Consider the following 22,959-nt stretch of genomic DNA (forward strand, 5'->3'; position numbering starts at 1 on the left):
CTAAATCTTCTTCTCCGTTTGTAACCGATCCGATCCATTTGATGATGAGCGAACCCGCGCGCGCGGATGCTTTCGCTGACATGTTCCCGCGGACGTCAAATGCACACTATATTCACCACAAATCCCCAGCTAGAATGATGCCCTTTCGTTGATGCCAGACTTTAAGGCTGTCCCTTGATCCGTCTTTACATTCGCGTTCTTGAATTGCTCGGCAAGGAATCCCGGCTCGGCTGGTTTCTCGCTGCTGCCAACCTGGCACTCGCTGTGGCGCAGTTCGCCGAACCGGTGCTGTTCGGCCGCATCATCGATGTGCTGTCCGGCAAGCCGAGTCCGGACACGCTGTTCGGCGCGATCACGTCACCATGGCCGCTGCTCGGCGCGTGGGTGGCATTCGGACTGTTTACGATCGTCTGCAGCGCGTTCGTCGCCTTGCAGGCGGATCGCCTCGCACACCGGCAGCGGCAGGCGGTTCTTACCGGATATTTCGAACACATCATGCAACTGCCGCTTACCTTCCACACCGGCACGCATTCCGGCCGTCTGATGAAGGTGATGCTTCAGGGCACCGACGCGTTGTGGCGGCTGTGGCTGAGTTTCTTCCGCGAGCATTTCGCGTCGATCGTCTCGCTGGTCGTGCTGCTGCCGCTGTCGCTGTACATCAACTGGCGGCTTGCGATCCTGCTGTTCGTCCTGTGCGTCGTTTTCACCATCCTGACCACGCTCGTGGTGCGCAAAACCTACGGCCTGCAGATGGAGGTCGAGGAGCATTACGGCGATCTCGCTGCTCGTGCCTCGGACGCCCTCGGCAACGTGGCGCTGGTGCAGAGCTTCGTGCGCGTCGAAGCCGAGGTGCAGGGCCTGCGCGGCGTCGCCGACAAGCTGCTGTCGGCGCAATTGCCCGTGTTGTCATGGTGGGCGCTGGTGGCGGTGATGACCCGCGCATCCACCACGATCACGATTCTGGCGATCTTCGTGGTCGGCATCATTCTGAACAGTCAGGGACAGGCCAGCGTCGGCGAAATCGTGATGTTCGTGAGTTTCGCCACCATGCTGATCCAGAAGCTCGAACAGGTCGTCAGCTTCATCAACAATGTCTTCATGGAAGCGCCCCGGCTGCGCGAGTTCTTCGACGTGCTCGACGCGGTGCCGGCAGTGCGCGACCGGCCCGACGCCATCGATCCCGGCCGCCTCACCGGCCTCGTGGAATTCAACGACGTCTCGTTCTCCTATGACGGCAAGCGTCCCGCCGTCGAGGACGTCTCGTTCACCGCGCTGCCGGGACAGACCTTCGCGCTGGTCGGCGAAACCGGCGCCGGCAAATCCACCGCGATTGCACTCCTGCATCGCGCGTTCGATCCGCAGTCGGGCGTCATCAAGGTCGACGGCATGGACATTCGCGGCATGACGCTCGCGGCGCTGCGCCGGAATATCGGCGTGGTGTTCCAGGAAGCGCTGCTGTTCAACCGCTCGATCGCCGAGAATCTGCGGGTCGGCAAGCCCGACGCGACTGATGAGGAACTGCGCGCAGCGGCCGAGGGCGCGCAGGCGCTCGACTTCATCGAACGCAGCGACCTGAAATTCGAAACCAATGCCGGTGAGCGCGGCCGCATGCTCTCCGGCGGTGAACGTCAGCGCCTCTCGATCGCCCGCGCGCTGCTGAAAAATCCGCCAATCCTGATCCTGGACGAGGCGACCAGCGCCCTCGATGCGGTCACCGAAGCTAAGGTCAACGCCGCTCTCGATACCGTCATGCAGGGCCGGACCACATTCGTGATCGCCCACCGGCTCTCGACCATCCGCAATGCGACGCGGATTCTGGTGTTCGACAAGGGCAGGGTGATCGAAAGCGGAACGTTCGATGAACTGGTGGCCAGCGGCGGTTATTTCGCCAGGCTCGCAAGGGCGCAGTTCATGGTTCAGGAAGGTGCTCACCCGGAACCGGCGGTGCGACCGACCGCAGTTTCGCGGACATAAAGTTGTGGTGCATCACCGGTCTTGTCCCGGTGATCCCGATAAATTGAGCACAGTGCCCCGTCCGCCGGGACGGCCGGAACAAGTCCGGCCATGACAGAACCAAGTCCGGCCATGACAGAACAACGTGTGGGCATTGTCGAATTTTGGCCCATTTCATGCTTGATTGAGCCTCAAAGCCCCTGTTCGGACGGGTGCGCTACGGTATAAGTATTGTGCGCATCTGATTTGGCGATTTCGATTGCTCTCAACCCGCATGCAACACGCCGAGGAGACCATGGTTTCATTCGCCGCAGGCGTGCTCTTGAACATCGGAATCCGGTAGTGGCGTTGCTCCCTGCCCTGTTCCGGCTGCTCCCGCTGCGAGCGTCTGCGCTCGTTGCAGCGATGCTGATCGTGGTCATCGCGCCGCGCATCGCGCAGGCCGAAGCGCTGCTGCTCATCGAGGCCGACACCGGCAAGGTGCTTCAGGCAGAGAACGCGACCTATCCGTGGTATCCCGCATCCGTCACCAAGATCATGACGGCCTATGTCGCGCTCAAGGCGGTCAAGGACGGCCGCATGACGCTCGACACGCTGCTGACCGTGTCACCGACGGCGGCTGCGCAAGCGCCCTCGAAAATGGGCTTCCGGCCCGGCACGCAGGTCACGCTCGATAACGCGCTCAAGATGATGATGGTGAAGTCGGCCAACGACATTGCCGTTGTCATCGCCGAAGGCGTCGGCGGATCGATCGACGGCTTCTCCGCCGAAATGAACAAGACCGCGCAGCGGCTCGGCATGACGCAGACAAGCTACGTCAATCCGAACGGCCTTCCGGCGGAAGGACAGATCACTTCGGCCCGCGACCTCGGCATTCTGGCGCGCGCGATCATCCGCGATCTGCCCGAGTACGAATATTTCATGCACATTCCGGCCATCAAGTTCGGCCGCCGCGTGACCGCGAATTTCAACAAGCTGATCGGCCGTTATCCCGGCGCCGACGGCATGAAGACCGGCTTCATCTGCGCCTCGGGCTTCAACCTTGTCGCCACCGCGACACGCAACAACAGGCGGCTGATCGCCGTCGTGCTCGGCGCACAGTCATCCGCGCAGCGTGCGGCGAAAGCAGCGCAACTGCTCGAACGCGGCTTCGGCGGCAACAAGCTGTCGTGGCTGAAGCCCTCGCTCGGCACCGTCGATGCGCTGGCGCCGATCGACGCATCGCCACCGAACCTGCGCGACGAGATGTGCGGACCGAAGCGCAAGCGGCCGGGCGCCGAGAACGAAGAAGACGATCCGGATATCGTGGCTGACAACAACAGCAGCAATAATGAAGCCGGCGTGTCGATGTTCACGGCCGGGCTTCAGCCGCCGACCATGAAGGTGTCTGACCTGCTGGCGATGCCGGCTGCCGCCGCAACACCGGTCATCGTCTATACCGGCCCGGCCCGGACCGGCGCGGCCATTCTGGAAGCCGATGCCGCCGAGGCCGCCAACCAGGCAGCGTCCGTGGGGAAGCGGAAGAAGGGCGCCAAGGCGGCAAAGCTCGCCGCCAAACCGGATGCCGAGGCCGCCAGGAAGGACGCAAAACCCGCCGCGAAGCCTGACGCCAAACCGGCGGCAGCGGCCCCAAAGCCGAAGGCTGCCGCAGTGACGCCTGCCGGCGCGCCGAAATCCGACAAGAAGCCGGATGCGTCCGCCAAACCTGCTGCGGCCAAACCTGCAACTGCCAAGCCCGCCGCCAACTCGGCAGCCAAACCTGCCGCCGCTCCCGCCGCCAAGCCGGCGGCCAAGCCCGCCGCCCAGCAAAAGCCCGACACCGCGCCTCGCGGCTAACTCGCTCATCCGGCTAGGATTGTGCCTTGCGAAATCCGCATGCGTGAGCGGCCGGAGGCCCGCGTTTAGAGCCTCTCAAGTGCGTCGTTACCACGCACAGGCTTGCTATGGCCTGCGGCTTCGCTCAATACTTATTTCAATACTTGAGAACATAGCCCGAGCACCCCGCCACAAGACGGGGGCCATCAGGAAACATCTGAGGGGAGTCATCATGGAACGTATCTGGCTCAAGCAATATCCGGCCGGCGTACCCGCCGACATCGACGTCAACCAGTATCCGTCGCTGGTTGAACTGCTGGAAGAGAGCTTCAAGAAGTTCGCCGACCGCAAGTCCTTCATCTGCATGGACAAGTCGATCACCTATCGCGACCTCGACGAAATGTCGGCGGCGATGGGCGCCTATCTGCAAAGCAGGGGCCTGAAAAAGGGTGCGCGCGTCGCCATCATGATGCCGAACGTGCTGCAGAACCCGGTCGCATCGGCGGCCATCCTGCGCGCCGGCTTCACCGTGGTGAACGTCAATCCGCTCTACACGCCGCGCGAACTCGAGCATCAGCTCAAGGACTCCGGCGCCGAAGCGATCCTGCTGCTGGAAAATTTCGCCACCACACTGGAGAAGGTGCTGCCGAACACCAGCGTCAAGCATGTCATCATCGGCTCGATGGGCGACCTGCTCGGCTTCAAGGGCGTGATCGTCAACTTCGTCGTGCGCAACGTGAAGAAGATGGTCCCGGCCTATTCGATCCCGAGCGCAGTGTCGTTCAACGATGCGCTCGCCGCCGGCCGCAAGCTGAAGCTGGCCAAGCCGGCGCTGACCGGCGACGATGTCGCGTTCCTGCAATACACCGGCGGCACCACCGGCGTGTCCAAGGGCGCGACGCTGCTCCACCGCAACATTCTCGCCAACGTGCTGCAGAACGATGCATGGCTGCAACCTGCATTGAAGAAGCCGCCGCATGTCGATCAGCTCTTCATCGTCTGTGCGCTGCCGCTCTATCACATCTTCGCGCTGACCGCGTGCTTCCTGCTCGCGGTGCGCGCCGGCGGCGTGAACCTCCTGATCCCGAACCCGCGCGACATGGCGGGCTTCGTCAAGGAACTGTCGAAGTATCAGGTCAACAGCTTCCCGGCGGTGAACACGCTCTACAACGGCCTGCTCAATACGCCCGGCTTCGACAAGCTCGACTTCTCCAAGCTGAAGAGCTGCTTCGGCGGCGGCATGGCGGTGCAGAAGCCGGTGGCCGACAGGTGGACGCAGGTGACCGGCGTGGCGCTGTCCGAAGGCTACGGCCTGTCTGAAACCTCGCCGACGCTGACATGTAATCCGGCGGACACCGACAAGTTCTCCGGCTCGATCGGCATCCCGGTGCCCTCGACCTGGCTGTCGATCCGCGACGACGACGGCAACGAAGTGCCGCTCGGCCAGCCCGGCGAAATCTGCGCCAAGGGTCCGCAGGTGATGGCGGGTTACTGGAACCGGCCGGAAGAAACCGCGAAGGTGATGACCGCCGACGGCTACTTCCGCACCGGCGATATCGGCATCATGTCGCCGGACGGCTACACCAAGATCGTGGACCGCAAGAAGGACATGATCCTGGTCTCGGGCTTCAACGTCTATCCGAACGAAGTCGAGGAAGTGATCGCCAGCCATCCGGGCGTGCTCGAATGCGCGGTGATCGGCGTTCCCGACGCGAAGTCGACCGAAGCTGTGAAGGCCTTCGTGGTGAAGAAGGACCCCAACCTCACCGCCCAGGACGTCATCAAGTTCGCAGCGACCGAACTCACCGGCTACAAGGTGCCCAAGCACGTCGAGTTCAGGACGGAATTGCCGAAGACAAATGTCGGCAAGATCCTGCGCCGCGAACTGCGCGACGAGAAGCCCAAGGCCGCCGCCGCTGCGGCGAGCTGAGGCGGCGATGATCCTTCACCTCTCCCCGCCTGCGGGGAGAGGTCGGATCGTGAAACGATCCGGGTGAGGGGCAGCCCGCATGCGCGGACCGGATCACAAAGCCACCGGTATCGCTCGCAAATTGCGAGGCCTGCAAACAGACGCCGAAACAAAACTATGGCGTCACTTGCGGAACCGGCAGATCTCCGGCGCCAAGTTCGTTCGTCAGGAGCCCGTCGATCGGTACGTTTGCGATTTCGTCTGCCGCGAACTGAAATTAATCGTAGAAGCGGACGGCGGCCAGCACCTCGAATCCGGCACAGACGCGGTACGAGATCGTAATCTTTCTGAAATCGGCTATCGCGTGTTGCGGTTCTGAAACAACGACATTCTTCAAAACATTGAAGGTGTCGTGCAGACGATCGAATCCGCTATTCAAGATGCCCCTCACCCCAACTCTCTCCCCGCAAGCGGGGAGAGGGAGTAAACGAGAACGATGACCGATATTCTTCCTTCCCCCTCCGACGTCCTCACGTTCTGGCGCGACGCCGGATACGATCGCTGGTACGGCAAGGACGACGCGTTCGACCAGCAAATCCGCGACCGTTTCATGGGCGTCTGGGAAGCGGCCTGCGACGGCAAGCTGGACGCGTGGCAGGACTCCGACGACGGCGCGCTGGCGCTTGTGATCGTGCTCGACCAGTTTCCCCGCAACATGTTCCGCGATGATCCGCGCGCATTCTTAACCGACCCGCTCGCCCGCGCAGTTGCCGCACGCGCCATCGCGGAAGGCCGTGACTTGCGCACCGAGAAAGCCCTGCGTGCTTTTATCTATCTGCCGTTCGAGCATTCCGAGAACATGGCCGATCAGGAGCGCAGCATCACCCTGTTCGCGCCGGTCGGTGAGGACAGCCTGAAATGGGCGGTGCTGCACGCCGACATCATCCGCAAGTTCGGCCGCTTCCCTCATCGCAATGCCGTACTGGGACGAGCCACGACGCCGGAGGAAGCGGTATTTCTGGCTGAGGGTGGATTCAAGGGGTAGGACCAGCCTTGCGCAAATCGACTCCCAATTGTCATGGCCGGGCCTGTCCCGGCCATCTCGATGACCGAAGCGCCGTGCTCACCTGATCGAGATCACCGGGACAAGCCCGGTGATGACAGCTTGGAGTATCATCTCGCTTCTCCATCCTCGCGGGGCGAGGTCACAACCACCAAATCTTAACGAATCCTTGCTAAGGCGCATTCTGCCGCCGCGTGGCGGAAGAGGATGGAATGCCGTGGCGGTGGTGGAAGCTGAAAACGCATCGGAAGCAAGGCCTGCAGGCCTGATCGCGCGGCTGCGCGATGTGCTCACCGGCACCTCCGAAGCCTCACTGACCAAGCGGCTCGCGGGCACCGTGTTCCTCATTCGCGTGCTGAGCGCGGGCCTCGCCTATTTCTCCCAGGTGCTGCTGGCGCGCTGGATGGGCGGCTCCGACTACGGCATCTATGTCTATGTCTGGACCTGGGTGCTGCTGCTGGGCAGCGTGCTGGACTTCGGCATCGCCGTGTCCGCACAAAAAATCATTCCCGAATATCGTGCCGGCGGACAGCTTTCGTTGCTGCGCGGCTTTCTGTCGGGCAGCCGCTGGATGACGCTGGCCGCGTCGACCACCGTCGCGCTGCTGCTCGCGGGTCTGGTGACAATCCTGTCGCCGTCGATCGATGCGAAGACCGTGCTCCCGCTTTACATCGGCTGTCTCGTCCTGCCCGCGTTCGTCGTCGCCAACACCCAGGACGGCCTCGCGCGTTCCCATGACTGGATGCGCCTGGGTCTGATGCCGCAGTTTATCATACGGCAGACGCTGATTATCGGATTCACCGCAGGCGCGGTGGCGCTCGGCATGAATCTCGGCGCGACCGATGCGATGATCGCCAGCGCAGCCGCGGTGTGGATCGCCATGATCGGCCAGTTGATCGTTCTCAATCGCCGCCTCAAGGCCAGCGTCGAACCCGGACCGAAGACCTACGATGTGCAGAGCTGGCTGAAGGTGTCGCTGCCGATCATGATGGTCGAGGGCTTCTACCTGCTGCTGTCGTACACCGACGTGCTGGTGCTGCAGCAGTTCCGGTCATCGGAAGAAGTCGGCGTCTACTTCGCCGTGGTGAAGACGCTCGCGCTGGTGTCCTTCATTCACTATGCGATGTCGGCGACGACCGCTCACCGTTTCAGCGAATATCACGCCTCCGGCGACAAGGAGCGCCTGTCGGCCTATATCGCGCACGCGATCAAGTGGACGTTCTGGCCTTCGGTCGCGGCGACCGCCGTGCTGCTGGCGCTGGGGAAGCCGCTGCTCTGGCTGTTCGGGCCGCAGTTCACCGCCGGTTATGGCATCATGTTCGTCGCCGCGATCGGCCTGATCGTGCGCTCCGCCATCGGCCCGGTGGAACGGCTGCTCAACATGCTCGGTCACCAGAACATGTGCGCGCTGGCCTACGCGCTGGCGTTCCTGGTCAACCTCGTGCTGTGCGTGCTGCTGGTGCCGCGCTTCGGCGGTTACGGCGCCGCCGCCGCAACCTCCATCGCGCTGGTGTTCGAGACGGTCCTGCTGTTCTGGATCACCCGCACGCGGCTGGGCTTCCACGTTTTCGCGTTCGGGAAGAGAGCGCTCTCAACATAACCGTCATTCCGGGACGCGCTCTTCGCGCGGGCCCGGAATCTCGATCAGTCTGACATCAGAACTTATAGCATCTGGATTCCGGGCTCGCTCGCTATGCTCGCGCCCCGGAATGACGGCGATAATTACGCCGCCGTCCAGCCGCCGTCGATGGACAGGTTCGCGCCGGTGATCTGTGCCGCGTCGTCGCCGCAGAGGAACAGCGCCAGCGCTGCGACCTGCTCGACAGTGACGAATTCCTTTGTCGGCTGCGCATCGAGCATCACGTCGTTGATGACCTGCTCCTTGGTCATGCCCCGCGCCTTCATGGTGTCGGGAATCTGTTTCTCCACCAGCGGCGTCCAGACATAGCCCGGCGAGATGCAGTTCGCGGTAATCTTGTGGGTCGCAAGCTCCAGCGCCACGGCCTTGGTCAGGCCCGCGATGCCGTGCTTGGCCGACACGTAAGCCGACTTGAACGGCGACGCGACCAGCGAATGCGCAGAAGCCGTGTTGATGATGCGGCCCCAGCCGCGCTTCTTCATGCCGGGCACCGCGGCGCGAATGCTGTGAAACGCCGACGACAGGTTGATCGCGATGATCATGTTCCACTTGTCGATCGGGAATTCCTCGATCGGCGAGACGAACTGGACGCCAGCATTGTTCACGAGGATGTCGACCGAACCGTAGGTCTTCTCACCGAGCGCAATCATCTCGGCGATTTCCTCGGGCTTGGTCATGTCGGCGGGCGAATGCACCGCCTTGACGCCGAAATCCTTCTCGATGGCCGAACGCTCTTTCTCGATGTCGGCCGGCGCGCCGAAGCCGTTGATCACGATATTCGCGCCCGCGCCCGCGAAGGCCCGCGCATAGGCGAGACCAATGCCGCTGGTCGAACCCGTCACCACTGCCGTCTTGCCGGAAAGAGTACCCATTCTTCGCTCCTGTTTACTTCTTGATATACTGCAACCCGCTTTCGCACAGGTCATACATCACCATGGTTTCGTCGGATTGCGGCCGCTCCAGCCACTCCGGATGGTTCATCGAAGCGTAGACATCGCGCTCACCCGCTGCCCAGTGCTCGACCATCCCGATCCGCGAGAAATCGTAATCCTTCGACGAGGCTTCATGGGTCTTGCTGCGATAGATCAGGTGAACCACCGTGATGGTGTTTTCTTTCGCTGCTTCGTTGAGCTGCGCAACCAACGGATCGCCCTTGAAGCTCTCCGGCAACTTGGCGATCAGTTCACGCACCGCCTTCTTGGCGTCGTGAATCCTTTTGGCCTTGTCGGTGTTCAAGCGGGTGCGGCTGGAATAGCGGATGTCTTTTTCGCGCTCGGCCGCATCGATCAAGCCCTGCGGTAGCGGCCCGCGCGCGCTGAACAGATCGACCTGGAAGATCAGGAGATCCGTTTTGGTTTCAGCATCGAGCACATAGTCCAGCGGCGTGTTGGATGCGACGCCGCCGTCCCAGTAATGCTCGCCCTCGATCTCGATGGAGGGAAAGCCGGGCGGCAGCGCGCCGGAGGCCATGATGTGCTCCGGCCCGATTTTCTTGCCCAGCTTCTTGAACTCGACATTGTCGAAATAACGGAAGTTGCCGCTGGTGACGCTGACCGCGCCCACGCTGAGCCTTGTTTTCAGATCGTTGATGCGGTCGAAATCCACCAGCCGCTCCAGCGTCGCGCGTAGCGGTGTGGTGTCGTAATAGCTCTGCGATTGCGGGCTGCCCGGCGGCCAGACCGGGGCCGGCGGAAAGCGCGGCGTGAAAAAGCCCGGCACGCCGAATGTCGCGATCAGCGCGGCGCTGGTCTCGTTGAAGACCGAGCGCGCCTGGTCACTCTGCACCAGCGGAGCCCATGGCATCGGCGAACCCGACGACACCATTTCCCAGAACTCCTTGAGCTTGCCGACCCGCTTGTCGCGGTCATTCCCGGCGATGATCGCAGCATTGATCGCACCGATCGAAATGCCTGCAACCCACTTGGGCTCGAAATCATGATGGCAGAGCGCCTGATAGGCGCCGGCCTGATAGGAGCCGAGCGCACCACCACCTTGCAGCACCAGCACGCGCTCCGCCTCTGCGGGGATCGATACGGCGGTCTCTCTATGGGGGGAAAGCTGATCCATGGCCATCACTCACCTAGCGTCCCGTATCCGAGGTTCGTTTCGGTATGCATCACTCTCCGAGCGAACCCCGGATATGTTGCAGCACGGTGGCCCCAGTTCGCAGCCGCGTCAATTGGCGAAAATTGCGGTTATGTCACAGAAGGTTTATCTGGAATCCGGCGCAGCCAGGATCAGGGTCCAGAACACCTTGTATTTGGTATTCGGAACGTAGGTCGCCGCGATGCCCATTTTTGTGACACCGCTGGCCAGCATGTTGGCCTTGTGCGGCGGCGAGTCCCGCCAGCCAGAGAAGGCTTCCGCGAGGGTGTGATAGCCCGCCGAGACGTTCTCGACCGCCTTGGTGGCGTCGAAACCGGAAGCCTTGATGCGCTTGTCCAGCGGACCGGCGACATTGTGGTCGAGCTTGTTGCGGCTGCCCATGGCCTGGGACTGGGCTTCCGCCGCCTTCATCAGCAGGGGATCGACCTGGACCGCGCCGAGGCCGTTGTTCTGCCGATAGCCGGAGATCATCGAGGCCGCGACATTCGGGTCGAGCTTCGCGCCGGCACTGGCCATGCTGAGATAGAACGCCGGCTGCTCGGTGGACGGTTCGCCGCCCGTTCCGCAGCCGCTCAGGATCGTCAGCGCCAGAATGGCCCCCGCCACGCGTATCATATGCTTCCCCAACCAATGGTCGGCATTTGTTGCACACCAACCGTGGCTGAAAGGTGAACGCGGCGTTGATTAGGGGGAACCTTGTTGATTAGGGGGAACCTTCCATTCCGGCGACAGTCCCAACCGTCATTGCGAGCGAAGCGAAGCAATCCATTCTTGGGAAAGCTGGATTGCTTCGTCGCTTGCGCTCCTCGCAATGACGGAAAAGAGCGATCAGGACGCGGCCGGGAACAGCCGGTAGCGCCGAGGCTGAAGGCTGACCACGTCGCCGGGCTTGAGATCGCGGTCGCGCGGCGCATCGATCTCGATCAGGGTCTCGGTCGCGCCGTTGTGCAGCACCACGTCGGCGCGCTGGGTCGGGCCGAATGCCCGCACATGCTTGACGTCGCCCTCGAAGATGCCGCTGCCGTTCGGTACGATCGAGACGTCATGGCGACGGATGAACAGGTTCGACGGACCCGACGCGGCGTCGCGCGGCTCGAGGTTCAGAATCTTGTCGCCGAGCCGGACCTTGCCGTCGGCCACCTGCACCGGCAGCACGATGGATTCGCCGATGAAGCCGTGAACGAAGGCGGTGGCCGGATTGTCGTAAACGTCGCCGGGCGTGCCGATCTGTTCAATCTTGCCCTTGTCCATCACCACCACGCGGTTGGCGACTTCGAGCGCCTCTTCCTGATCGTGGGTGACGAAAATCGAGGTGACGTGAATCTCGTCGTGAAGCTGGCGCAGCCAACGGCGCAGCTCCTTGCGCACCTTGGCGTCCAGCGCGCCGAACGGTTCGTCCAGCAGCAGGATGCGCGGCTCGATGGCGAGCGCACGCGCCAGCGCGATGCGCTGCCGCTGACCGCCGGACAACTGGCTCGGATAGCGGTCCGCCAGCCAGTCGAGCTGCACCAGATCGAGCAGCTCCTTCACGCGTTTCCTGATGTGCGCCTCGTCCTTGCGGATCGATCGCGGCTGCACGCGAAGACCGAACGCGACGTTCTCGAACACGCTCATGTGGCGGAACAGCGCGTAGTGCTGGAACACGAACCCGACGTGGCGCTCGCCGGCGCCGCGGGACAGCGCATCCTCGCCGTCGAAGATCACCGAGCCTTCATCCGGCCAGTCGAGGCCCGCGATGATCCGCAGCAGCGAGGTCTTGCCCGAGCCCGACGGCCCGAGCAGCGCCACCAGCTCGCCGGTCGCGACCTTGAGATCGACATGATCGAGCGCGGCAAAGGTACCGAACTTCTTCACGATGTTACGGACTTCAATCGTCACTTGCGGTTTGTCCTTCTTCGAGATGGCTTTCGAGGACCGTTTTCACGATCAGCGTGACGAGCGCCAGGAATGCGAGCAGCGAGGCGATCGCGAACGAAGCCACAAACTGGTACTCATTGTACAGGATTTCGACGAGCAGCGGCATGGTGTTGGTCTCGCCGCGGATATGGCCCGAGACCACCGAAACCGCGCCGAATTCGCCCATGGCGCGGGCGTTACAGAGCAAAACGCCGTAGAGGATGCCCCATTTGATGTTGGGGATGGTGACGCGCAGGAAGGTGCGCAGGCCGGACGCGCCGAGCGAAATCGCCGCCTCCTCCTCCTGGGTGCCCTGCTCCTGCATCAGCGGGATCAGTTCGCGCGCCACGAACGGAAACGTCACGAAGGTTGTCGCCAGCGCAATGCCGGGCACCGCGAACAGGATCTGGACGCCATGCTCCATCAGCCAGGTGCCGAAATAGCCCTGCGCGCCGAACAGCAGCACGAACACCAGACCCGAGATCACCGGACTGACGGAGAACGGAAGATCGATCAGGGTAACCAGGAACACCTTGCCGGGAAATTCGAACTTCGCGATCGCCCACGCCGCGATCACGCCGAACACGAGGTTCAGTCCCACCGAGATGACCGCGACGGTCAGCGTCAGCCTGATGGCGGACAATGCCTCGGGATCGGAGAGCGCGGCGAGATAGGCGCCGATGCCTTTCGAGAACGCTTCGGTGAACACCACCACCAGCGGCAGCACAACGAAGATCGTCAGGAAGCCGACGGCAATGGTGATGAGAAACCAGCGCACAAATGCGGGCTCGGTTCTGACCTGATACGCGGGCGCGATGCGTTGTTTGGTGGCCATGACGCCGCTCAGACCGAAACCGCGACGCCGCGCGTTTGCGCCCAGCGTTGAATGCGGTTGATGGTGAAGATAATCAGGAACGAGACGACCAGCATAATGACAGCAATCGCCGTCGCATCCGCGTAACGAAACTCCGACAGCCGGATCACGATCAGGAGCGGCGCGATTTCCGAGACGTTCGGCAGGTTGCCGGCGATGAAGATGACAGAGCCGTACTCGCCGACGGCCCGCGCGAACGCCAGCGCGAAGCCGGTGAGGATCGCCGGCGTCAGGCTTGGCAGGATCACGCGCCGGATAATGTCCCAGCGCGACGCGCCAAGACTTGCGGCGGCTTCCTCGACCTCGACTTCAAGATCGAGCAGCACCGGCTGGACCGTGCGCACCACAAACGGAAATCCGATAAAGATCATCGCGACGAAAATGCCGATCGGCGTGAAGGCGACTTTAATGCCCCACTCCGCCAGCGGCGCGCCGAGCCAGCCCTTCTGCGCGAACAGCGCCGTCAGCGCCACGCCCGCAACGGCGGTCGGCAGCGCGAACGGAACGTCGACAATGGCGTCGAAGATGCGGCGGCCGGGAAACCGGTAATGCACCAGCACCCAGACGATCACCATGCCCATCACCAGATTGACGATGGCGGCGAGGAACGCGAGGCCGAACGAAATCTTCAGCGCGTTGAGGGTGCGGCGGGCGGTGAGAATGTCCCAGAACTGGAACAGGCTCAATTCCGAGGTCTTCAGGAAGAGGCCCGCGAGCGGAATCAGCACAATGATCGACAGCCACGTCAGCGTCAGCCCCATGGTAAGGCCAAAACCCGGCAATGCCCGTCGTCGTCCTGCTCCTCCGCTCACGATGCCCCCATCACTCCGCGATCAGATCAGTTCTTGTAGATCTGATCGAAAACACCGCCTTCACCGAAGTGCTCCTTTTGCGCCTTGGTCCAGCCGCCGAACACGTCGTCGATGTTGAAAAGGTCAACCTTTGCAAAGGCGTCCGCGTATTTCTCGCCGACCGCTGCGTCGCGCGGGCGATAGAAATTCCGCGCCGCAATTTCCTGGCCTTCCTTGGTGTACCAGTATTTCAGATAGGCTTCAGCAGCAGCGCGGGTGCCCTTCTTGTCGGCGACGGTGTCGACCACCGCAATCGGCGGCTCGGCCAGGATCGACAGCGGCGGCGCCACGATCTCGAACTTGTCCTTGCCGAATTCCTTCACCGCGAGGAACGCCTCGTTCTCCCAGGCCAGCAGCACATCGCCGACGCCGCGCTCGACAAACGTCACCGTCGAACCGCGTGCACCGGTATCGAGCACCGGCACGTTCTTGAAGATATCGCCGACGAACTTCTTCGCCTTGTCCTCAGAGCCGTACTTCTTCAGCGCGTAGCCCCAGGCCGCGAGATAATTCCAGCGCGCGCCACCGGAGGTCTTCGGGTTCGGCGTGATAACCTGCACGCCGCTCTTGATCAGATCGTCCCAGTCCTTGATGCCCTTCGGATTACCCTTGCGCACGAGGAACACGATGGTCGAGGTGTACGGCGACGAATTCTGCGGCAGGCTCTTCTGCCAGTCCTTCTTCAGCAGCCCCTTGCCCGCGATCGCATCGATGTCATAGGCGAGCGCCAGCGTCACCACATCGGCCTGCAAGCCGTCGATCACCGAACGCGCCTGCGATCCCGAGCCGCCATGCGATTGCTTGATCTCGATGCTCTTGCCGGTGTCCTTCTGATACGCGGCAGCGAACGCCTTGTTGAAATCACCATAGAGCTCGCGCGTGGGATCGTACGACACGTTGAGGAGCGACACATCCGCGGCAAGCGCCGAGCCTGCCCAGACCAGACTTCCGATCACGAGAAAACGGCTAATCACTGAATTGGGGCGAACCATTTCAAACTCCATTCGAACTGACGACATCATCGCCATCAGGGAAGGCGTGAAATTCTGGAACTCGCGTGGTTATGTCAACGAAACCGGATTTCATTGTTAGCAGGATTGCAGGACAAACGTTCCAGGAAATACCGATTTTCAAGAAGGCAAAATTTTACGAAGTTTTGGTGACGTGAATCCCGCACTCCGTCTTGCCGCGGTCGCGCCAGCGGCCCGCGCGCGGATCCTCGCCGGGAAGCGTGCGGCTGGTGCAAGGCATACACCCGATCGAGGTGAAGCCGGATGCGACCAAAGGATGCGGCGGCAGATTCATCGTTGCATACAGCGCCTTGAGTTCCTCCAGCGTCGCGTTCGCCAGCGGATTGAATTTCAGTCGCGCACCGTCGGCTTCGACGACCGGAATGGCGGCGCGGTCGCCGCCCTGGAAACGCTTGCGGCCATTGATCCAGCCATCGAACGACGACAGCGCACGCGCAAGCGGCTCGACCTTGCGGATGAAACAGCATTGATCGGGATTGGAGAACCACAGGTCGCGGTCCTTGTCCTCGCGCTCCAGTGTATCGTTCAGCGGATGAATGGTGCGGACATCGGTCAATCCGAGCAGCTTCGTCAGCGTATCGCGATAGGCCAGCGTTTCCTCGAACAGCCAACCGGTGTCGAGAAACACCACCGGGATCGCCGGATCGACATCCGCCGCAATCTTCAGCAGCGCTGCGGACTCGGTGCCGAACGACGACACCACGGCGAGCTTGTCGCGCCCGACAGCCTTGATGGCAGCCGCGATGATCTCTCCCGGCGACGCCTTGGCGAGCGCGCGGTCGAGTTCGGCCGCTTCGGCAACGATCAGCGATGACGACGGTGTCTCGGGAGACTGCGACAGGAATGAGGGTGCAGCAGTGGTCATGAACGCACTCCTTCCGGCAGATGCATCAGCCGGCGGTGAAACGCCGTGACGCGGCCGTCGCCGGTCGGCTGATAGAACACCGAATAACGCTTCGCGACGACGGCGAAAGCTTCGGCGTCGCTCTGCTTCTTCACTTCAAACGCATCGAACCCGGCGCGAAGCATGAACACGAACTGATCGCGGAGCACCTGACCGGTTGCGCGGAGTTCGCCGCGGAACTTGTAACGCTCCCGCAGCAGGCGCGCCTGCGTGTAGGCGCGGCCGTCCCGGAACACCGGAAACACCAGCGCCACCGCCGCCAGTCTGCCGAGATATGGCAAGAGATCGTCGACGTCGCGGTTGTTCGGCCAGATCACGCCGGTTTTGTCCTTGCGCGAAAGCGCCTTCTCTGGATCGGCAAGAAAGCGCTCGGCCGAGACCAGCACCGCGCCGTCCGCGGGAAGCTCCGCGTCGTCGGCAAGATGCACGAATTCGTCGGTGACGATGGCGTTGCCCTTAACGAGTGGCATAGACCCGCTCCTTGAAAGGCTCGACGCCAAGACGCTTCACCGCATCGACGAACAGCTCTTGAGGACGCTGGCGCAGCGCCAGATAGGCCTCGACGATATCCTCGATCACATCGGCCACCTGATCGAACGGCACCGCAGGCCCCACGAGATGGCCGAGCACGGCATTCTCGTCGGCGCGGCCGCCGATGGTGATCTGGTAGAATTCCTCGCCGTTCTTTTCGACGCCGAGAATGCCGATATGGCCGACGTGGTGATGACCGCAGGCATTGATGCAGCCCGAGATATTGATGTGCAGCCGGCCGATCAGGTTCGCGGTGTCGTGATTGGCGAACCGCCGGGTGATCTCCTGTGCGATCGGAATCGAACGGGCGTTGGCGAGCGAGCAGTAGTCGAGACCGGGGCAGGCAATGATATCGGTGACGAGGTTGACGTTCGGCGTCGCGACCCCGATCCTGTCGAGCGCGCGCCACAACGCCGGAAGATCGCGCCTGGCGACATGCGGCAGCGCCAGATTTTGCTCGTGGCCAACCCGGATTTCGCCGAACGAATACTTGTCCGCGAGATCGGCGATCTCGTCCATCTGCTCGGCGGTGGCGTCGCCCGGAGGCCCGCCCACCGGCTTCAATGACAGCGTGACGATGCCGTAGCCGGGCTGCTTGTGCTCAGCGACGGAGTTCTTGTACCAGGCCTCGAAATTCGGATTCAGCAACGCCTTCTTCAGTTCGTCCGGCGTGTCCGAGAGCTTTTCGTACTTCGGATAGAAGAAGCGTGAGCGGATATCCTCGATTTCGGCATTATCGAGCGCCAGCGCGCCGTCGCGCATCTGCACCCACTCCTCTTCGACCTCCTGCTTGAACTTCTCGATGCCAAGCTCGTGGACCAGGATCTTGATGCGTGCCTTGTAGATGTTGTCGCGGCGGCCGTACTGGTTGTAGACGCGCAGGATCGCCTCGACATAGCTCAGGATGTCGCGGTGGCTGACGAATTCGTTGATGGTCTTGCCGATGAACGGCGTGCGGCCAAGACCGCCGCCGACCAGCACCTCGAAGCCGGTCTCGCCCGCGGCATTCCTGTGAATGCGCAGGCCGATGTCGTGAACCTTGATGGCGGCGCGATCGTGTTCGCTTGCGGTGATGGCGAACTTGAACTTGCGCGGCAGGAACGAGAACTCCGGATGCAGCGTCGAATACTGACGCAGGATTTCGGCCCAGATGCGCGGGTCTTCGACTTCGCCTGGCGCCACGCCCGCCCACTGGTCGGACGTCACGTTGCGGATGCAGTTGCCTGAGGTCTGCATGCCGTGAATGCCGACCTCGGCGAGATCCGCCAGCGCGTCGGGCAGTTCAGCGAGCTTGATCCAGTTGTACTGGATATTCTGCCGGGTGGTGAAATGGCCGTAGCCGCGGTCATACTTGCGCGCGACATGCGCCAGCGCGCGCATCTGCTTCGACGACAGTGTCCCGTACGGGATCGCGATCCGCAGCATGTAGGCGTGCAGTTGCAGATAGACGCCGTTCATCAGGCGCAGTGACTTGAATTCGTCTTCCGTCAGTTCGCCGGACAGACGGCGCGCCACCTGATCGCGGAATTCCAGGACGCGTTCGTTGACGATGGTCCGGTCGAGTTCGTCGTAAGCGTACATAACGATTGCCTTGAAGGGTCGCGGCTCAGGCCGAAACGAGAAGATCGATGGTGACGCCTTGCTGGCGGATTTTCTCGCGCAGATTGCCCGGCTGGATGCCGTCCTCGCCGATCTCCACCGGCGCGATGTAGGCGCCTACGGCGCCGACGTCATCGGCGACGGATTCAGCGAGCAGGGCACGCGCATCATCTGCGTTCCGGACGATGGCGGCGTCGGACAGCCTGACCGACCAGCCATGAGAAACGGTGCGATAGATCACGGCTCCATCGCCGGTGCGGTTAGCGGTGACGATGGACGGGCCGGTGATTTTGATTTTCTGTTGCAGAGGTGAGGTCATTCGGCAGCCATTAACAGGTCAGAGATGAGGTCATCCGGGTTCGCATTGCGCCACGGGGCGGATCGAGCGACGACGTCGCCGATAATCAGGATTGCAGGACCGCGTTCGACCTGTTCGGCGAGCGCAGGCAGATCGCGAAGCTTGCCGACCACGGCCTTGGCATCAGGCCGGGTCGCGCGCGCGAACACACCGACCGGCGTGTCGGGCGATCGTCCAGCGGTCAGCAGGCCTTCGCGAATGGTCGGCGCAGCCGTCATGCCCATGTAGACCACGACGGTCATTTTCTTATCGGTCAGCGCCGACCAGTCGACGTTGCCGGCATCTTCCGCCTTGTGGGCGGTCAGGAAGGTGATGCGCAACGCTTCCTGGCGATAGGTCAGCGGCACCTCGGACTGGGCTGCGGCGCCCAATCCAGCGGTGATGCCGGGAATGACGGAATAAGCCACGCCTGCCGCGCGCAGCGCCGCGATCTCTTCACCGCCGCGCCCGAAGATAAAGGGATCGCCGCCTTTCAGGCGCACAGCACGTTTGCCGGATTGCGCGGCCTCGATCAGCAAGCGATGAATCTTGTCCTGTCCGATGCCGGGCTTGCCGACACGGCGGCCAACCGGCACCCGCGCCGCGTCACGGCGCACGCGATCGAGAATTTCAGGTGAAACGAGGTCGTCGTAGAATACGACGTCAGCGTCCTGCAATGCGCGCAGCGCCTTGACCGTCAGCAGGTCCGGATCGCCCGGCCCCGCGCCGACCAGCGTGACGAAACCTTCGCCGCCGCTCGCCGCGAACGCCACCGGATCATGAATCGAGATCAGCTTGCGCTCGGCGTCCTGTACGCGCCCCGCAAGAATGTCCGCGCCGATCGGCCCGTCGATCACGCGCTCCCAGAACAGCCGGCGCATCGCCAGGTCGGGAAGCCGCGCCTTGATCGAATCGCGCCAGCGTCCGGCGAAGGACGCAAGATCGCCGATCCGCGCAGGCAGCAGCGCCTCGATGCGCTCGCGCACACGGCGGGCGACAACAGGCGATGTGCCGCCGGTGCCGACGGCGACCACAACGTCACCGCGATCGACGATGGCCGGGACGATGAATGTGGAATGCGCAGTTTCGTCCATCACGTTGACGGGAATGCCGAGGACGCGTGCACGCGCCGCCATGGCGTGACCGGTATCACCGGCGCCCGCGCAGAGAATGGCAATGACATTGGCAAGATCGGCGCTGAGCGGATCGCCCACGGCGCGCTCAATGCGCTCGGCCGACGCAGCATCAAGCCGCGAGACATCATGATTGCCGTCGGTCGCGAACCATCGCACGCGCGCATCCGCCGCCAGCAGCAGGCGCAATTTTGCCTGCGCAGGCTCGCCTTCCCCCACCAGAACGATGGGGCCGGCTTGCAGATCAAGGAATACCGGCAGAAACCGCATGCGAAACTCCGCTTCCCCATTTACAGGGTTGACTGAAATTATTTTCTATTTATGTATCTTGCAAGCGGCATAAAGAGAAAATTATTTCTTCTACGCTGCGCCGCAAAATTAGAATTTGGTACCACAAACCGCGCGCAAAAGAGATGCATCTTCTCATGACACATCTGGATGGCGATCCGTCCCGTCTGAGTGCCGCTGCATCCCGCGAAACCGATGGCCCGTGGGCGCCGTTCGCGTCCAGGATGGAGTAACGTCATGGCGACTTCTTCCACACCTTCGAAATTGTCCGTGCCTTCCATGGACCATCTCGATGAGCTCGAAGCACAGAGCATCTACATTTTCCGGGAAGCCTTCGCGCGGCTGAAGAAGCTCGCGCTGCTCTGGTCGCTCGGCAAAGACTCCAATGTGATGATCTGGCTGGCGCGCAAGGCGTTCTTCGGCAAGGTGCCGTTCCCGGCGCTGCACGTCGACACCCAAAAGAAATTCCCCGAGATGTACGCCTTCCGCGATCAGTACGCGAAGGAATGGGGCCTCGACCTGAAAGTCGATTTCTGCCCGCCGATCGAGGAGATCGATCCGACGCTGCCGCCCGCCGCACGCTCTGCTGCGCGCAAGACCGAAGGCCTGAAGCTCGCACTCGCCAAGTATGGTTTCGACGGACTGATCGCCGGCATCCGCCGCGACGAAGAAGCGACGCGCGCGAAGGAGCGCGTATTCTCGCCGCGCGGGCTTGAGGGCGGCTGGGACGTGCGCGATCAGCCCCCGGAATTCTGGGACCACTTCAATGCCTCGCCGCCGCAGGGCGCGCATCTGCGCATCCATCCGATCCTGCATTGGACCGAGGAAGACATCTGGGCCTACACCCAGCGCGAAAACATTCCGATCATCCCGCTCTATCTGTCGAAGAACGGCAAGCGCTACCGCTCGCTCGGCGATCAAGACATCACCAATCCCGTTGTATCGAACGCCTCGAACATCGACGAAATCCTGGCCGAACTGAAAGCCACGAAAGTGCCGGAGCGCGCCGGACGCGCGCTCGACCACGAAACCGAAGATGCCTTCGAGCGGCTTCGTGTCGCCGGTTATCTCTGACGTTAGATGAGCGCCCCGATGAACATCGCTGTTTCCAAAATCGAGTCCAAGGCTTCAATCGCCCCCGCGCCGCATAGTGCGACCCGTCCTCAGGTCCGCATCGTCATCGTCGGACACGTCGATCACGGCAAGTCGACGCTGGTCGGACGCCTGCTGCATGAAACCGGCAGCCTGCCCGACGGCAAGCTGGAGATGCTGAAAGCCGTCAGTGCGCGGCGCGGCATGCCGTTCGAATGGTCGTTCCTGCTCGACGCATTGCAGACCGAGCGCGACCAGGGCATCACCATCGACACCACACAGATCCGCTTCCGCACGCCGTCGCGCGATGTCGTGCTGATCGACGCGCCGGGCCACGCCGAATTCCTGCGCAACATGATCACCGGTGCCTCGCAGGCCGACGCCGCAGTTCTCATCATCGACGCGCTCGAAGGCGTGCGCGACCAGACCCGCCGTCACGGCTATCTGCTGCATCTGCTCGGCGTCAAACAGGTCGCCGTTGTGGTCAACAAGATGGACCGCGTCGATTACAGCGCGGCGCGCTTCAAGGAGATCAGCGACGAGATTTCCGCGCATCTCACCGGCCTCGGCGTCACGCCGACCGCCATCGTGCCGATTTCGGCGCGCGACGGCGATGGCGTTGCCGAACGTACCGCCAATATCAACTGGTACAGCGGACCCACGGTGGTCGAGGCGCTCGATGCGCTGACCCCGGCACGGGCGCTGGATGAGCTCGCACTGCGGTTTCCGGTGCAGGCGATCTACAAGTTCGATGACCGCCGCATCGTCGCAGGCCGTGTCGAATCCGGCAACATCGGCACCGGCGACGAAATCGTGATCATGCCCGCGGGCAAGATCGCCAAGGTCAAGTCGGTCGAGAGCTGGCCGCAGACGCCGTTGCTCGCGCGGCAAGGCGCGGGCCGCTCGGTCGGCATCACGCTCGACCGCGAACTGTTTCTGGAACGCGGCGACATCATCGCGCATTCGCACGCCACGCCCCGCGATACCCGCCGTCTCCATGCCCGGATTTTCTGGCTGCACGATACGCCGCTGAAATCAGGCATGTCGGTTCTGGTCCGTCTTGGCACCATGGAGACCCGCGCCACCATCGTCGAGATCAACAAGGCTGTTGATCCCGGCGAGCTTGCGAGCGTCGAGACGACCGCGATCGGCCGCAACCATGTCGGCGAAATCGACATTGCGCTGGCGAAGCCCGTCGCAGCCGACCCCTATACCGACAATCCGCGCACCGGACGCCTTGTCATCGAAGTCAACGGCCGCATCGCGGGCGGCGGCCTCGTGCTCAGCGTCGATTCCGGTCAGCGCGCGATTCCCATCGACATCGTGCCGGTCGAATCCGCACTGCGCCCGGAAGAGCGTTCGGCGCGTTACGGTCACGGCGGCGCCGTGGTCTGGCTGACCGGCCTGCCCGGTTCGGGCAAGTCGACGCTGGCGCGCGCCTTGGAACGCAAGCTGTTCAGCCGCGGCGGTTCACCGCTGCTGCTCGATGGCGACACCTTGCGCGCGGGTCTCAACGGCGACCTCGGGTTCTCGCCGACGGATCGCACCGAAAACATCCGCCGCCTCGCCGAAATGGCGACGCATCTGGCACGCAACGGCCATATCGCCATTGTCGCCGCCGTCTCTCCCTCCAGCGACGACCGGGCACAGGCGCGGCGCATCGCCGACGACCTGTTCCGCGAGGTCTATGTCGCCACGCCGGCCGAGGTTTGCGAAAGCCGCGATCCGAAAGGCCACTATGCCAAGGCGCGCGCGGGCAACCTGCCGAGCTTCACCGGCATCGCCAACGACTATCAGCCGCCTGCCAACGCCGAACTGACCATCGACACCTCGACACGTTCGGTCGCTGACGCCGCCGACGAGATTGAGCGGCTGCTGGCAAATACCGGCGTTCTGTTCGGCGAACTCGGCGATCTCGCCGCCAACATTTAAGAAACC

Annotated in this window: 20 protein-coding genes; 8 read left to right on the forward strand and 12 right to left on the reverse strand. The window is 62.7% G+C overall.

Annotated elements, in window-relative coordinates; genetic code table 11:
* Positions 1-174: 174 nt before the first annotated feature.
* From HMPREF9695_RS19815 to HMPREF9695_RS19835, 6 genes are all read left to right on the forward strand, one after another.
* The gene (locus HMPREF9695_RS19815; RefSeq protein ID WP_006022679.1) at positions 175-1,974 is read left to right on the forward strand and encodes a glucan ABC transporter ATP-binding protein/ permease; all 1,800 of its coding nucleotides are present in this window, start codon (positions 175-177) and stop codon (positions 1,972-1,974) included.
* 321 nt (positions 1,975-2,295) lie between these two features.
* Positions 2,296-3,789: a D-alanyl-D-alanine carboxypeptidase family protein gene (locus HMPREF9695_RS19820; RefSeq protein WP_006022680.1), complete on the forward strand. Its 1,494-nt coding sequence runs from the start codon at positions 2,296-2,298 to the stop codon at positions 3,787-3,789.
* A gap of 211 nt (positions 3,790-4,000) precedes the next feature.
* On the forward strand, positions 4,001-5,698 hold the full coding sequence (locus tag HMPREF9695_RS19825) for a long-chain fatty acid--CoA ligase (protein ID WP_006022681.1): 1,698 nt from the start codon (positions 4,001-4,003) through the stop codon (positions 5,696-5,698).
* A 79-nt stretch (positions 5,699-5,777) separates the two neighbouring features.
* Positions 5,778-6,056 (forward strand): endonuclease domain-containing protein, encoded by a 279-nt coding sequence (locus HMPREF9695_RS25955; RefSeq protein ID WP_006022682.1) that lies wholly within the window; start codon positions 5,778-5,780, stop codon positions 6,054-6,056.
* Positions 6,057-6,173: 117 nt separating this feature from the next.
* Positions 6,174-6,722: a DUF924 family protein gene (locus HMPREF9695_RS19830; protein ID WP_006022683.1), complete on the forward strand. Its 549-nt coding sequence runs from the start codon at positions 6,174-6,176 to the stop codon at positions 6,720-6,722.
* A gap of 235 nt (positions 6,723-6,957) precedes the next feature.
* Positions 6,958-8,340: an oligosaccharide flippase family protein gene (locus tag HMPREF9695_RS19835; protein WP_006022684.1), complete on the forward strand. Its 1,383-nt coding sequence runs from the start codon at positions 6,958-6,960 to the stop codon at positions 8,338-8,340.
* 122 nt (positions 8,341-8,462) lie between these two features.
* Here HMPREF9695_RS19835 and HMPREF9695_RS19840 read toward each other — a convergent pair whose 3' ends face one another.
* From HMPREF9695_RS19840 to cysG, 12 genes are all read right to left on the reverse strand, one after another.
* On the reverse strand, positions 8,463-9,251 hold the full coding sequence (locus tag HMPREF9695_RS19840) for a 3-hydroxybutyrate dehydrogenase (RefSeq protein ID WP_006022685.1): 789 nt from the start codon (positions 9,249-9,251) through the stop codon (positions 8,463-8,465).
* Positions 9,252-9,264: 13 nt separating this feature from the next.
* A complete protein-coding gene (locus HMPREF9695_RS19845) occupies positions 9,265-10,446 on the reverse strand; it encodes a DUF3734 domain-containing protein (protein WP_041712963.1) in 1,182 nt (393 codons plus the stop codon).
* Positions 10,447-10,590: 144 nt separating this feature from the next.
* Positions 10,591-11,100, reverse strand: coding sequence for a CAP domain-containing protein (locus tag HMPREF9695_RS19850; protein ID WP_006022687.1), 510 nt, complete (start codon positions 11,098-11,100; stop codon positions 10,591-10,593).
* Between the two features lie 213 nt (positions 11,101-11,313).
* Complete coding sequence (locus HMPREF9695_RS19855; protein WP_006022688.1) at positions 11,314-12,363, reverse strand: sulfate/molybdate ABC transporter ATP-binding protein; 1,050 nt, start codon at positions 12,361-12,363, stop codon at positions 11,314-11,316.
* Positions 12,353-13,216: a sulfate ABC transporter permease subunit CysW gene (gene cysW, locus HMPREF9695_RS19860; protein ID WP_006022689.1), complete on the reverse strand. Its 864-nt coding sequence runs from the start codon at positions 13,214-13,216 to the stop codon at positions 12,353-12,355. Before cysW ends, HMPREF9695_RS19855 begins: the two co-directional genes overlap by 11 nt.
* A gap of 8 nt (positions 13,217-13,224) precedes the next feature.
* The gene (cysT, locus tag HMPREF9695_RS19865) at positions 13,225-14,067 is read right to left on the reverse strand and encodes a sulfate ABC transporter permease subunit CysT (RefSeq protein WP_083875210.1); all 843 of its coding nucleotides are present in this window, start codon (positions 14,065-14,067) and stop codon (positions 13,225-13,227) included.
* Positions 14,068-14,093: 26 nt separating this feature from the next.
* Positions 14,094-15,098 (reverse strand): sulfate ABC transporter substrate-binding protein, encoded by a 1,005-nt coding sequence (locus HMPREF9695_RS19870; RefSeq protein WP_006022691.1) that lies wholly within the window; start codon positions 15,096-15,098, stop codon positions 14,094-14,096.
* 154 nt (positions 15,099-15,252) lie between these two features.
* The gene (locus HMPREF9695_RS19875; RefSeq protein ID WP_006022692.1) at positions 15,253-16,002 is read right to left on the reverse strand and encodes a phosphoadenylyl-sulfate reductase; all 750 of its coding nucleotides are present in this window, start codon (positions 16,000-16,002) and stop codon (positions 15,253-15,255) included.
* Positions 15,999-16,511, reverse strand: a complete 513-nt coding sequence (locus tag HMPREF9695_RS19880) for a DUF934 domain-containing protein (RefSeq protein ID WP_006022693.1) — start codon at positions 16,509-16,511, stop codon at positions 15,999-16,001. Before HMPREF9695_RS19880 ends, HMPREF9695_RS19875 begins: the two co-directional genes overlap by 4 nt.
* On the reverse strand, positions 16,498-18,153 hold the full coding sequence (locus HMPREF9695_RS19885; RefSeq protein WP_006022694.1) for a nitrite/sulfite reductase: 1,656 nt from the start codon (positions 18,151-18,153) through the stop codon (positions 16,498-16,500). Before HMPREF9695_RS19885 ends, HMPREF9695_RS19880 begins: the two co-directional genes overlap by 14 nt.
* 25 nt (positions 18,154-18,178) lie before the next feature.
* Positions 18,179-18,490, reverse strand: coding sequence for a DUF2849 domain-containing protein (locus HMPREF9695_RS19890; RefSeq protein ID WP_006022695.1), 312 nt, complete (start codon positions 18,488-18,490; stop codon positions 18,179-18,181).
* Positions 18,487-19,911, reverse strand: a complete 1,425-nt coding sequence (gene cysG, locus HMPREF9695_RS19895) for a siroheme synthase CysG (RefSeq protein ID WP_006022696.1) — start codon at positions 19,909-19,911, stop codon at positions 18,487-18,489. The genes HMPREF9695_RS19890 and cysG overlap by 4 nt, the downstream gene beginning before the upstream one ends.
* A gap of 255 nt (positions 19,912-20,166) precedes the next feature.
* On the opposite strand from cysG, the gene cysD reads away from it, so the two are divergent.
* Together cysD and cysC are read left to right on the forward strand one after the other, a co-directional pair.
* Positions 20,167-21,003: a sulfate adenylyltransferase subunit CysD gene (cysD, locus tag HMPREF9695_RS19900; protein WP_006022697.1), complete on the forward strand. Its 837-nt coding sequence runs from the start codon at positions 20,167-20,169 to the stop codon at positions 21,001-21,003.
* Positions 21,004-21,021: 18 nt separating this feature from the next.
* Positions 21,022-22,953, forward strand: a complete 1,932-nt coding sequence (gene cysC, locus HMPREF9695_RS19905; RefSeq protein WP_006022698.1) for an adenylyl-sulfate kinase — start codon at positions 21,022-21,024, stop codon at positions 22,951-22,953.
* Positions 22,954-22,959 lie beyond the last annotated feature (6 nt).

Source organism: Afipia broomeae ATCC 49717 (assembly GCF_000314675.2).
Taxonomy (GTDB): domain Bacteria; phylum Pseudomonadota; class Alphaproteobacteria; order Rhizobiales; family Xanthobacteraceae; genus Afipia; species Afipia broomeae.

What these genes read in the sequence shown, in the direction of transcription:
- HMPREF9695_RS19870 (WP_006022691.1), bottom strand. Translation starts at nt 15,098, where the DNA reads ATGGTTCGCCCCAATTCAGTGATTAGCCGTTTTCTCGTGATCGGAAGT.
- cysW (WP_006022689.1), bottom strand. Translation starts at nt 13,216, where the DNA reads ATGGCCACCAAACAACGCATCGCGCCCGCGTATCAGGTCAGAACCGAG.
- HMPREF9695_RS19885 (WP_006022694.1), bottom strand. Translation starts at nt 18,153, where the DNA reads ATGTACGCTTACGACGAACTCGACCGGACCATCGTCAACGAACGCGTC.
- cysC (WP_006022698.1), top strand. Translation starts at nt 21,022, where the DNA reads ATGAACATCGCTGTTTCCAAAATCGAGTCCAAGGCTTCAATCGCCCCC.
- HMPREF9695_RS19850 (WP_006022687.1), bottom strand. Translation starts at nt 11,100, where the DNA reads ATGATACGCGTGGCGGGGGCCATTCTGGCGCTGACGATCCTGAGCGGC.
- HMPREF9695_RS19890 (WP_006022695.1), bottom strand. Translation starts at nt 18,490, where the DNA reads ATGACCTCACCTCTGCAACAGAAAATCAAAATCACCGGCCCGTCCATC.
- HMPREF9695_RS19845 (WP_041712963.1), bottom strand. Translation starts at nt 10,446, where the DNA reads ATGGATCAGCTTTCCCCCCATAGAGAGACCGCCGTATCGATCCCCGCA.
- cysG (WP_006022696.1), bottom strand. Translation starts at nt 19,911, where the DNA reads ATGCGGTTTCTGCCGGTATTCCTTGATCTGCAAGCCGGCCCCATCGTT.
- HMPREF9695_RS19840 (WP_006022685.1), bottom strand. Translation starts at nt 9,251, where the DNA reads ATGGGTACTCTTTCCGGCAAGACGGCAGTGGTGACGGGTTCGACCAGC.
- cysD (WP_006022697.1), top strand. Translation starts at nt 20,167, where the DNA reads ATGGCGACTTCTTCCACACCTTCGAAATTGTCCGTGCCTTCCATGGAC.
- HMPREF9695_RS19825 (WP_006022681.1), top strand. Translation starts at nt 4,001, where the DNA reads ATGGAACGTATCTGGCTCAAGCAATATCCGGCCGGCGTACCCGCCGAC.
- HMPREF9695_RS25955 (WP_006022682.1), top strand. Translation starts at nt 5,778, where the DNA reads ATGCGCGGACCGGATCACAAAGCCACCGGTATCGCTCGCAAATTGCGA.
- HMPREF9695_RS19830 (WP_006022683.1), top strand. Translation starts at nt 6,174, where the DNA reads ATGACCGATATTCTTCCTTCCCCCTCCGACGTCCTCACGTTCTGGCGC.
- HMPREF9695_RS19880 (WP_006022693.1), bottom strand. Translation starts at nt 16,511, where the DNA reads ATGCCACTCGTTAAGGGCAACGCCATCGTCACCGACGAATTCGTGCAT.
- HMPREF9695_RS19875 (WP_006022692.1), bottom strand. Translation starts at nt 16,002, where the DNA reads ATGACCACTGCTGCACCCTCATTCCTGTCGCAGTCTCCCGAGACACCG.